Here is a 13,359-nt window from a genome sequence, read left to right on the forward strand (position 1 = left end):
GTGGTATGAGCATTGGACCTAAATCACTAGGTGCAATTATCAGCTGTTGGCGTTGATGCTTAGCAGCATTAACTCCCTAAGAGCAACTGAAAACTTAGCAAACTCATGTGTACTGCTGGTTTTAAATTCAGACATCATATGATACCAGCGATCGAGCAAGACTTGGTTATTGTCCATCCAATTATTTAGAATCGATTCTGCATCTTTATTCTTTGGATCGCCTGCCAACAGCACTGTAGTAATAGATCTTTGTTGCCAATCAAGCTCCTCACGGTAAGAAGCTCGGGCCAAAGCTTGCCAATGATTACTCACGGCTTGTCCATCTATTTGTGACAAGAACCAATGTAATTCGAGTTTTGAACCTAACTTAAAGTACAAGTTAGACACTAATTTAATGTCTCGTTTCTCTGTTTCGGCGATTTGTGCTAAATCCATACAAGGGAACATATTGCTAAGTGAAGAAACCCGATAGGCAATTGCGTCCGGTACACCAGCAGAGGTCAATTCTAGACTCAAACTTTCAAGTTGATGGTATTCACTTTCTACCAAATAGTCTTGAATATTGGCAAAAAGATCATCAAAGGTAGAACGATAACTAGCAATTGAATCTTGAATACTAAGGGTTTTACTACCATGACGTAAATACCAGCGAGACGCCCGACGCATCGTTCTTCGCATACTATCTAACATACGCAATTGTACTTCTGAGGATATTTTGTTATCTAAATCCTCAATATCATCCCATAAACTTTGCATACCAAAAATGCCTTTAACAACAGCATAAGCCGTTGCTATTTCATCAATGGCGGCGCCTGTTTCTTCTTGGATCCTAAAGACATAATTCATGCCCATATCATTAATGATGTTATTCGTTAATTTTGTGGCTATGATTTCGCTTCGAAGTGGATGTTGTTGCATCTGCACTGAAAAGTTCTCTTGTAACTTTTTAGGAAAGGCTTCTATCAACAATTGCCCGTGATATGGATTATCAGTAATAGATGCAACATTAAATTGCTCTTTCATGACCATTTTTCCATAGGCAATCAATACCGATAACTCAGGTCTGGTTAAACCAGATGATTTCGCTAATCTGTCTGAAATTTCGTCATCAGTTGGAATAAATTCCAACTCTCTATTTAAATATCCTTCTCGCTCTAGTCCATGAATAAAGCGCATTTGTTCTCTTAATTGACCAACCCCACCTAACGCGGATATAGATATGGACTCTGTTTGGCGATAACAATCTTGAATAACTAAATCGCCCACTTCATCGGTCATGTCATATAAAATTTTGTTGCGCTGCTTAACCGTTAAATCACCGGCATTGACTAATGAATTAAGTAAGATCTTAATATTGACTTCATTGTCTGAACAATCCACGCCACCGACATTATCGATAAAGTCAGTGTTGACCTTGCCACCATTAGCAGCAAATTCGATGCGTCCGAGTTGCGTCGCGCCCAAATTACCACCTTCACCAATTATCTTGGCTTGTAACTGGTTACCATTAACTCGCACATCGTCATTGGCTCTGTCACCAACTTGGGCGTGGCTTTCTTTAGTACTTTTAACATAAGTGCCAATGCCGCCATTCCAAAGTAAATCAACAGGCATCTTTAATACATTATGGATAAGTTCGTTTGGAGTCATAGTTTGTTGTTTAGTCCCCAACCATTTTTTCATTTCTGTGGTTAACTTTATAGACTTAGCTGAACGGTTGAAAATGCCCCCGCCCTTAGAAATAAGTTTACGGTCATAATCGTCCCAACTCAGAGAGGGGTTTTCAAATAAACGTTTACGTTCTTTATAAGTCGTTTCTATATTTGGACTAGGGTCAAAAAAGATATGCAAGTGGTTAAACGCACAAATTAACTTAGTATGAGTCGATAACAACATTCCATTACCAAAAACATCCCCCGCCATGTCACCTATTGCAACACAAGTAAAATCACTGCTCTGGCAATCTTTGCCCATTTCTCTGAAATGGCGTTTTACAGACTCCCACGCGCCTCTTGCGGTAATCCCCATTTTTTTATGGTCATATCCAATGCTACCACCCGAAGCAAAGGCATCACCTAACCAGAAATTAAACTCTTCTGAAATACCATTAGCAATATCAGAGAAAGTGGCCGTTCCTTTATCTGCTGCCACCACTAAATAGGCGTCATCTTCATCTAATCTGACCACCTCTTTAGGATGCACCACTTTGCCTTCGACTATATTATCGGTGATATCTAGTAAACTACGGATAAAGATTTTGTAGCACTCTTGACCTTCTTTTTGGAAGGCTTCACGTCCTTGGTCCATGGGTAAATTTTTACAAACAAAACCACCTTTTGCACCCACAGGCACAATCACAGTGTTTTTTACTTGTTGGGCTTTTACTAGTCCTAAAATCTCAGTTCTAAAATCTTCTTGGCGGTCAGACCATCGCAAGCCACCTCGGGCGACTTTCCCACCTCTTAAATGCACCCCTTCAATACGAGGCGAATACACAAAAATTTCAAATTTAGGTCTAGGCAAGGGCATTTCAGGAATAAGCTCAGGTAACATTTTATATGAAACATAAGACTTCTCATTACCCTGCTCATCTTTTTGATAAAAATTAGTGCGCAGCGTAGCCAAAATTAAATCCAGATAACGACGTATGATCCTGTCATCATCTAGGTTAGACACGTTTTCTAATTGTTCTTTAATAGAATTAAGCGTGGTTTCTTCTAATTTATTACTGCGCTTAGCATTTGGATCAAATTTTTGATGAAACAATTCAACCAGTAGCCTGGCAATATTTGGATAATTAGCCAGTGTATTAGCAATATAATCACGGCTAAATGAACTACCAATTTGACGCATATATTTAGCGTATGAGCGCAAAATAGTCACATTTCTACCCGTTAACCCAGCACCTAAGACTAAACGGTTAAAGGGGTCGTCTTCTAACGCTTTGTACCAAACTTTTGAGAAAGCGGTTTGAAATAACGTTTGAGCTCGCTCCATATCCATATCGTTACTGGTGTTATGCAACATCGAGAAATCCATAATCCAGTTAACTTGCTCTTCATTGGGACTGATCTTATAAGGACTTTCATCTATGACTCGTAAACCAAAGTTTTCTAACATAGGTAATACGGCAGATAAGTGGATAGGCTCATTTTTGTGAAAGAGTTTTAAGCGCACCGCTTTACTTTCGGGCCCTTCTTCTTGAGGGCGATAAAACAACATATCTAAAGTATGTTCTGTGTTAAGCAACTCGAGCTTTTCGATATCGACTAAGGCTGCGCTTGGCAAATTATATTCTTTATAACTACTAGGAAAAGCATTGACATATCTCTGTTCGAGCCTTTTACCTTTTGCTTCACCATGATTAGAACGAATTGTATTGGCTAGTCTGTCATCCCAGCTCTTAGTTAATTCTATGATGTTTTTCTCGATTTCCTTCACATTATAATCCGCGTTGTTGTTTTTCACTCTGGCAATGTAATGCGTTCTAGCATATACAGACTCTGAAAAATAAGTGGTAAATTCAACTTCTTGTTCGCTGGCAAATGATTGTTGAAGAAGAATCTGAGTATCTTTTCGTAACTGAGTGTTATAGCGTTCCCTTGGAACAAAGACTAAACAGGAAATAAACCTTCCAAATACATCCTTACGAGCGAACAACCTAGATATTCCGCGTTCTTGCATTTGGAAAATACCCAAAATAATTTGCGCAAGTTCCTTTACGCTGCCTTGCAATAATTCATCTCTAGGATAGGTTTCAATAATATTTAAAAAGGCTTTATGTCCATGTGAATCGGGATCAAAACCAGACAATTTAGAAATCGCATTAATTTTATCCTGCAGTACAGGTAATTGTGTAGCGCTACTATTATAAAATGACGCGGAATAAAGACCGATAAACCTGTCTTCACCTATGACCTTACCTTCATCATTAAAACGTTTAATACCCACGTAATCCAAATAGGCTGGACGATGCACCCTAGAGCGAGAGTTCGTTTTTGTCAGCATCAATGGATTGTTACTTAAGGCTTCTTCTCGTGCTGACGGAGGAATATTTGACAATACCCTTTCACGGTCAGTTTTAGAGTTTTTCATCAATCCTAAGCTAGAATCGTTATCGGCTACCCATCGGTAGTCTCCTTTTATACCTTTGGCACTATAGGAGCGGTATCCCATTAAAGTAAAATTATGATCATATAACCATGCCAAAAAGTTTTCGGTTTGTTTTTTCTCTTCAGCAGTAATTGGGCAATTACTGTTTTCAAACTCGTCAATGATTGTTTTTAGTCTAGCGCGCATTGGCTGCCAGTCTTCCACGGCAACCGACACATCATTAACCACTGACATTAATTCTTCAGTCAGTTGTGTTAACGCAAGTTTTGAGGTTTGTCTGTCCACTTCAATCATGAAAACAGTTTGTCTAATGCTCTCTTTTTTAGCACTGTTAGTGTCTTCAAATGCCACAAATGAATGTTGTTTATCACGCTTGAGATCAATTGGACAATGCAACAACAAGTGTGCGGTTATCCCCATTTTATTGAGTGCCATGCGCACCGAATCCACTAAAAACGGCATGTCAGTAACAATGATTTCAACTATAGTGTGGGTTGATTGCCACCCATGTTTACTTATTGCTGGATTAAATGCCCGAATAAAAGGAGCTTCACCTTTATAATCAATAAATTGATTCCACAAACTTAACGTTGCCCCGTACAAATTATCTTCACTGCGATTATCCAAATCGTCACGGGCAATATTTTTAAATAATATCTTTGAAAAATTTGTCACTTGTTCAACTCGTTCAGGAGCCACTTTTTTATTAATTAATTTAAAGACATTTTCTAGTAGAATTGAATGTTGGTTATCTGCAACCGTCATGTGTTTGTCCATTCTTTTGTAACATGTGAGTGGTAGGAAAATTTGTCATTATCAAGCATACTAACCTTTTAAACGTTAGCCCTACTTAGATTAGACAAAAGACTGAGATATATACAGTTTTTTGTATTTTATGGTTCATTCTCGCTAAAATTATCACGCAATAAAAGACTTATATTTACTTAATTTTAACAAAATTAATAGCTATGCAAATTCACCGCATAAAAAAGTCAAAAACACCGGTACTAGCCCGAAAATAACTTAATATTTATGCAAATATTTTTTCGTAACAAAGTGCGACTCAGTATGAGGTTACAGCGTATACAAGGGGGTTGTAGGGTTTTACAGAATTAGAGTCGGTTGGATCGTTATATGACAGCAATGTTTAGCGTGTTTTAAAATGCGAATCGAAGGTCTAGTTCATAGATAGGTTAAACCAATAAAATAGAAATTTTTAAAATGGAAAAATAGTCTTGCCCTTGGTGCAACTCAATTCTGGGGAATAACACAGCATCAAATAAGGGTTAATAATCCCCCTATTTTAAGGGGGATTATTAACTATTTACTGCTACGCAATCTTCTCAAAACTTTTGATTTTATTGTTTTCATCAATCATCAATCTAAATCGCCCTTTTATGCCAATAGGGCTAACATGGGGTCTTAAGTTTTTTACTGGCAACTGGATCCTTTTGCCATTATCAGCTTGCATAACAACAGAATTTATACCGGGTACATAAAGCTGCTCACACAATTCATATTTGAGCGACAGGGTAAAATAAAAGGTCTGCATTTCTCTTTTCTTAATCTAATATCTATTGGCTCTAAGGCAAACTTTTGGATATTTTTTCAAATAGATCGTTGCTCAACCCCTTTGTATCACCAATACGCATCAGTTGATGTTGCATAAGTTGTTGCCTCTTTTTATCCACTTTCTGCCATTGTATTAGGGGCGTAATAATACGAGCTGCAATTTGCGGATTCACTTCATTTAATTTAATCAAATAGTCCGCTACAAATTTGTAGCCTGTACCGTCAATATTGTGAAAACCAGCCTCGTTAAAAAAGCTAAAAGTACCGATTAATGCACGCACTCTATTAGGATTATTGATGGTGAATTGGCTGTGCCCCATTAACATACTTATACGCGCCAAAATATCACTACGATCGGTGTTTGCATGTAATGCAAACCACTTATCTAGAACTAGCGGATCGGCCTGCCATTTTTGTTCAAATGCTAACATTAGACTTTCAAATAATTGCAAATCTCCAAGTTGTGCAGCACCAAGTACCCCTAAGGAATCGGTCATATTGTCTGCATTGGAAAACTGCGCGTTTAAAAGTGCTTCCACCTCAGAATGACCAGACAATGTGAGATATTTAAGCGCTAAATTACGCATTTTTCTTTGTTCAACTTGACTTGATTCATAGGCATAAGGATGTATTTCGAACGCTGTATATTGCGCTAACCACTCATTCTGGAATGTGTCTGCCAACGCCTTAAATAATAGTTTTCTAGACTGGTTCAAAACGTCAATATCCACCGAATCCTTTTGTTGAAACAGGGTTTCAAAACTAGGTAAGGTGAGAATTTCAGCCTTTAAGGCTAAGGATATTTCTGTTGCTTGAATAATAGGTTCAAACAGCGCGACTGTTTCCCCAATTGAAGTGCTTTGCTGTTGTGCAGTTTTTCCCCCTAAATTGTGAATACAATCACTGAATAACTTTTGCCCCGCATCCCAGCGAGCAAATTCATCAGGTGAGCCCAACATAACTTTACCCAACTGCGACTCGCCATATTGGTAATCAAGGCGAACTGGCGCACTAAATCCATGTAGTAATGAAGGAATAGGTTTAGCATCAACATTTTCAAACTCAAGACTTTGTTTGTTTTCATTGAGTTCTAGTGTTGTTTGTACTTCGTTTGCCTCCCCTAAAGGCAACGTCTCAAGTTTGTCGTTCAGCAAACTAAATTGAATGGGTATCACTAAATTTTGTTTTTCATTTTGATCAGAAGTAACTGAATGTTGCTGCTCAAATTCTATTCGATAGAGCTTTGTACTTGGCTCATAATAGTCTTTCACAATTATCTGGGGGGTGCCAGATTGGCTATACCACAGCCTAAACTGTGTGAGATCTTTATCATTGGCATCTTGCATAGCCTGCACAAAATCATCACAAGTGACTGCTTGGCCATCAAAACGTTTAAAGTACAATTTGATGCCCGCTAAAAATCCTGTCTTACCTAACAAAGTAAACAGCATTCTGATCACTTCGGAACCTTTATCATAGACAGTGACCGTATAGAAATTATTCATCTCTATCACTTCATCAGGCCTAATGGGATGTGACATAGGACTCGCATCTTCAGCAAACTGACGCTCTCGTATAATTTTGACGTTTTGAATACGATTCACAATTGCAGAAGACATGTCGGCACTAAATTGCTGGTCCCGAAAAACCGTTAGCCCTTCTTTTAAGCTTAATTGGAACCAATCGCGGCAGGTTACTCTATTTCCTGTCCAATTGTGGAAATACTCGTGGGCGATTACCGCTTCAATATTAAAATAATCTTCATCGGTGGCCGTTTCTGCTTCGGCTAACACAAATTTGCTATTAAATACGTTTAGGCCCTTGTTCTCCATTGCTCCCATATTAAAAAAGTCCACGGCGACTATCATGTAGATATCAAGATCGTACTCAAGTGAAAACTCTGTTTCATCCCACTTCATGGCTTTTTTAAGAGAATCGAGTGCGTGTTGTCCACGACCAAGCATACCTTTATCTACAAAAAGCTCTAAGGCAATGGTTCTTCCCGACTGGGTAACAAATGAATCTTCTAAAAGATCGAAGTCCCCCGCGACCAACGCGAACAAATAACAAGGTTTGTTAAAAGGGTCAGACCATTTTACCCAATGCTTTCCGTCTGTTAAGTCACCAGAATCCACCTTATTGCCATTAGAAAGCAGAAAAGGAAACGCTTTTTTATCTGCAATAATAGTGACATCATATTTAGCCAGCACATCTGGTCGGTCTAAAAAGTAAGTGATTTTTCTAAACCCTTCAGCCTCGCATTGGGTACAATAAGCACCAGCTGATAGATAGAGCCCCTCCAGGCTAGAATTACCTTTAGGATTGACCGTGTTTTCGATACGCAATTCAAACTCATTAGAATCAGTATCAATAATCAAAGAGCTGTCGGTTATTTGGTAATTGGTAATTGCTATGCCATTAATGTGCACAGAAATTAAATGAATACCCTCGCCATCTAAAACCAGTGCCTTGTCATGTTGCCCATTCCTAGTTACCTGTGAAACACATACCACTTTGGTATTGGTTTCAATCAAAGTAAATTCAAGATCCACATGATTGATTAAGAAATCGGGTGGAAGATAATCAGCTCGTTTTTTTACAGCGGGATTAATAGTGGACATTATATCCTCAATAATGAAAATGTTTTAACGGACAAACAAGACTTGCTGCCTGAGCAGCAAGTTTGTAAATTAGGCCTTAGTTTCAGCCGGTTCCTTAATAAGAGCCGGTTCAGGGGCAATCTCAGGAACGGGTATGCGCAAAATCTTAATTCCTAAGTAAGCGTAAATAATGGCTAATACTGGATTGATTAAATTAAAAAATGTATAAAATATATAATCTAAGGGGTTAACCGCCAACACACCGTGCATATATACGCCACAAGTGTTCCATGGAATAAGTGGTGAAGTTAATGTGCCACCATCTTCAAGGCTGCGGGATAAATTTAATTGATGTAAACCACGCTTTTCAAATTCATTTTTGTACATTCTACCAGGCATGACAATCGCCATATATTGATCTGCAGTAATAATATTTGTACCTATACAAGTCAAAATTGTTCGAGTAATCATATCACCTGCCGTTGTAGCACCTTTTAAGAAGGCACTTACCGCTCTTTTCAGCAGCCCGACTCTCTCTAGTACAGCCCCAAAAGTCATTGCACACATAATTAACCAAATGGTATTCAGCATACTTGACATGCCACCACGACTTAATAAGTCATTTAAGGTATCACTAGGTGTCGAAAATGAAACGCCATCAAATAGTGCCGTCCAAACCACAACAATTGAGCCTCGCAGTGCGCTTATCCCCTCGCCCGCTAAGCTGGAAATGACTTCTGGTTGAAACACTGCCGCCCATACACCACCTAACAAAGCACCTATAGCCACTGCAGGAAATGCCGGCACTTTCTTAATTGCCATAGTGAGCAATACCAATAATGGCACCAACATATGTAAACCCAAATTAAATTCTTGCTGTAACAACAGTTGCATTTCTTGAATGCTACTAGCAGATTCAGGTAAATCAGCTCCTAAACCAATGACCACAAATAAAATAAGCGTAATAACTATGCTCGGAATAGTAGTCCACAACATGTATTGAATATGCTCAAACAAATTAGTGCCGGCTATTGCGGGTGCCAAATTAGTCGTTTCTGAAAGAGGCGAAATCTTATCGCCAAAATAGGCTCCAGAAATAATGGCACCGGCTGTAATCGCCTCAGACATTCCCATACCAATAGAAACGCCCATTAGTGCAACACCCACTGTTGCTGCTGTAGTCCATGAACTACCAATGCTCATAGCAACTATGGCACAAATAAGACAACTAGCCGCGTAAAACATAGAGGGGTTTAATAGATCCAAACCATAATAAATGAGAGTAGGAACAGTACCCGCTAACATCCAAGTTCCTATAAGTGATCCTACTGCTAATAAAATAAGAATCGCACCTAAGGAACGAGATATCCCTTTTATGATGCCTTTTTCAATATCATCCCAACTGTAACCATTCTTTAAGCCGATAATCGCCGCTATGCCCATGGCAATCAATAACGCAATTTGATTAGGCCCAAATGATGAGTTGTCTTCAAATAAATATACTGACCCACCTAACAACAGGACTAATAATACTATGGGAATAAGTGCATCAGATAATGAGGCTTCTACTTTTGGTTTTTCAACTGTCATAACGCTATACAATCCTGAAAGGTCTAAAAAGGGGGTATTTTAAGCCGCTATCGAACGGTAAAACATGATGGCAATCACCACTGGACACACAAAACGTATATACCAAGGCCAAATTTTCCAAAAAATGCTATGTTCAGCCTGCTCATTACCTAATTTCAATTCCGTTAATATTTGATCCCGCTTCCAGACCCACCCAGCAAATATACATAATACTAAGCCAAGCAAAGGCTGGCTATATTTAGTAGTTAAATCAATGACCAAACCAAATAAACTTTCCATATTAAATGCAATTGTAGAACTGAGTACAAAAATAATCAGTGTGAGTGACCATACTGCACGTTTTCTACCAATTCCCTTGCTTTCAACTACAAAGGCAACTGGCACTTCAAGCATTGATATTGACGAGGTTAGCGCTGCAATTATCATTAACGCAAAAAAGACAAACGCGACATATATGCCAACTGTACCCATGGTTTCGAATAATGACGGTAAAACCGCAAAAATTAAATTAGGCCCTTCTATCAAAGCCCCACTATCAGAAAATATTTTCACACCGTTATGTAATGCCACATACATAGCAGGAATTATTAACATACCCGCCAAAATGGCTACGCCAATATCAACCAATGCAACTGAGGCGCCAAGGGAAGGAAGGTTTTCATTTTTACTCACGTAAGAACCATATACCAACATAGTACCCACACCTAGTGACATGGAGAAAAACGCTTGACCCATGGCACTAATTAATAAATCCGGCTCCATGATTAAACTAAAATTAGGTAGCAAGTAAGCCTTCCAACCTGCTGCTGCACCATCTAGGGTTGATACGTAGATTATCAATAGCGCAATAATAAGGAAAAGGGCTGGCATTAAACGAACTGACCATAATTCAATTCCTTGTTTCACTCCTCCAGTCACAATACTGGCGGTTAAACAAAGAAAAATGCCTGAAAAAAGTATGTCTCTAGTGTACGACGACGTTATCAACCAAGATGAGATAACATCTTGGCCAAACATATCGCTGATGGTCTGCAAAAAGTGTGACAACATCCAGCCAGCAACTAACGCATAGAAAGAAAGGATTAAAGAAACAGTAACAAATCCCCAGACGCCCGTTGCGCTACCTAATTTGCTGCCAGATATTTTACCTAGTGCATCAACCATGTTGGAGCGTGTCGCTCGGCCAATAATTAATTCTGCCATCAACACTGGATAAGCCAAAAGGAAAGCTAGGATGATATAGACTAAAACAAAAGCGGCTCCGCCATTACTAGCGACCTGAGTAGGAAATCCCCAAATATTACCTAAACCCACTGCGGAACCAGCCGCAGCCAGCACAAATCCCATTCGAGATGAAAACTCTCCACGTACAGCCATGTGTTGCCCTTATTATTTTTATTATTATTTTTTTGAATAGTTAAGGGCTGCATTTAGCAGCCCTTTTTTAGTTCTTTTCGGTATTAATGGCGTATTTTCCCATAGTTAATACGTCATAGGTAATATTCGCCGCTTCTTCTAAAAACGGATCAACAGTTTCTAGTTCCTCTGGTAAGTCATCCAAGTTTTCTACTTTCTCTAAACCAAGTCGCGCTAGTCGTTCATTAGTGCGCATCAGACTACGTTTATCGTTTTCAGTTTTCTCTTGAAGTCGCTCAGATTCAACCAAGGAAATTGTTTTGTCTTCCTTCTTAATCTTGTAGCGCTCTAGATCTTCGTAAATATAGTTAAATTCTTTTTTAATCCTTTGATTATGCAAATCAGTAAGGCCTTTAACTGTATTTTTATTTTCACCAAAAGTAGTGTAATTGGCTCTGGCAATACTATCCCATGGCAATGCATTTTCTTCTTGGCTTTCGCCCCAGTCAGCATGGTCAATTACTGAAGGGAATAAAATATCTGGAATAACACCTTTATGCTGAGTACTGCCACCGTTTATCCGATAAAACTTAGCGATAGTAAACTGAACACTTCCCAGAGGGTTCTCGTACAAGTCATAGATTCTACCTAATGGGCGGTGTTGTTGCACTGTACCTTTACCAAAAGTCTGTTCGCCTAAAATTAATGCTCGATTGTAATCTTGCATGGCTGCTGCAAAAATTTCTGATGCAGAGGCACTGTATCTATCCACTAAAACAGTTAAAGGGCCGTCGTAGAACACTTTTCCATCAACATCTTTTTCTAAACGAATACGCCCAGCGCCATCACGTATTTGCACAACAGGACCTTTTTCAATAAACAGCCCCGAAAGTAAGGTTGCTTCAGTCAAAGAACCACCACCATTGCCACGTAAATCGACAATAACGCCTCTTACACCTTGTTCATTAAGACTATTAATTTCATTCTGAACATCTTTATGCAAGTTATTGTAAAAAGATGGAATTTCAATAACGCCTAGTTTTTGACCTTTGTTGGGGCCATCTTTGGGAATATAAACTTCAGATTTAGCTGCCCTATCTTCCAACTTAATTTTGTCTCGCGTTAACTTCACTACCACTGGTACTGAAGACTCAGAAGATCCTTTTACTACTTGTAACTGAACAATACTGCCTTTAGGCCCTTTAATCAGTTCTACTACTTCATCTAAGCGCCAACCAATAACATCTACAAATTCATCGTCATCTTGAGCAACACCGACTATCTTGTCTTCAGGTTTAATGTTATTTGATAAATCCGCAGGTCCACCGGGAACTACACTTCGAATGACAGTAAAGTCATCTTCACTGAGTAATACAGCACCAATACCTTCAAAGGAAAGATTCATTTCCATTTGAAAACGTTCAGCATTGCGTGGCGAAAGATAACTGGTATGTGCTTCAATGCTGCGAGCAAATGAGTTCATTACAGTTTGAAATACATCTTCACTAGAAGTTTGAGTTAAACGTTTGATCGCACGTTCATAACGTTTCGTCAGTAATTCTTGGGTTTTAGGCCAATCTTTACCCGCTAACTTTAAATTAAGCGCATCGTATTTTACTCTTTGACGCCATAATTCGTCTAACTCTTGCGTATTTTTAGCCCATTGCGCCTCTTCACGATCGTAAGTGAACTTATCGTTAGGCAGCGCAAAGTTAAATTCTTTATCTAACAAAGTTAACGCGTATTCGTACCTTTCGGCACGACGTTGCATATTGAGTTGATAAATTTCATAGGCAATACTTAAGTTACCCCGCTCTATCGCGTCATCAAACTTGGTTTTATAGGCTTCAAAACCTTTAATGTCTTCAGCTGTGAAAACATTACGATTAAAGTCTAAAGAACGAATAAAGCGGTCAAATATCTTGAGCGATAACGCATCGTCTAAATCAATTTGTTTATAATGGGCACGCAAAAATTGCGATGATACCCTTTTGGCTGACGCCACGTGTTGCGATTCTTGGGTCAGCTTGGGCAAATCTTTCACGCCCAAACTACTCTCTATTGCTACAGAGCCAGTACTCATCACCAATAAAGCTGATGCCACAGAAATACGAATTGATTTAATCAT

General features: G+C 38.9%; 6 protein-coding genes. All 6 read right to left on the bottom strand.

The window, feature by feature from the left end:
* Nucleotides 1-39: 39 nt before the first annotated feature.
* Entirely contained in the window at nucleotides 40-4,878 is a 4,839-nt protein-coding gene (locus AAC000_RS03520) for an NAD-glutamate dehydrogenase (protein WP_339720147.1), read from the bottom strand.
* 565 nt (nucleotides 4,879-5,443) lie between these two features.
* Nucleotides 5,444-5,665 (bottom strand): DUF2835 family protein, encoded by a 222-nt coding sequence (locus AAC000_RS03525; protein WP_339720149.1) that lies wholly within the window; start codon nucleotides 5,663-5,665, stop codon nucleotides 5,444-5,446.
* Between the two features lie 31 nt (nucleotides 5,666-5,696).
* Nucleotides 5,697-8,306, bottom strand: coding sequence for an aminopeptidase N (gene pepN, locus AAC000_RS03530; protein WP_339720151.1), 2,610 nt, complete (start codon nucleotides 8,304-8,306; stop codon nucleotides 5,697-5,699).
* Nucleotides 8,307-8,375: 69 nt separating this feature from the next.
* Entirely contained in the window at nucleotides 8,376-9,875 is a 1,500-nt protein-coding gene (gene nhaC / locus AAC000_RS03535) for a Na+/H+ antiporter NhaC (protein ID WP_339720153.1), read from the bottom strand.
* A gap of 39 nt (nucleotides 9,876-9,914) precedes the next feature.
* The gene (locus AAC000_RS03540; RefSeq protein ID WP_339720155.1) at nucleotides 9,915-11,252 is read right to left on the bottom strand and encodes a sodium-dependent transporter; all 1,338 of its coding nucleotides are present in this window, start codon (nucleotides 11,250-11,252) and stop codon (nucleotides 9,915-9,917) included.
* Between the two features lie 67 nt (nucleotides 11,253-11,319).
* Nucleotides 11,320-13,359, bottom strand: coding sequence for a carboxy terminal-processing peptidase (gene prc / locus AAC000_RS03545; RefSeq protein WP_339720157.1), 2,040 nt, complete (start codon nucleotides 13,357-13,359; stop codon nucleotides 11,320-11,322).

This window comes from uncultured Paraglaciecola sp. (genome assembly GCF_963977085.1).
GTDB lineage: Bacteria > Pseudomonadota > Gammaproteobacteria > Enterobacterales > Alteromonadaceae > Paraglaciecola.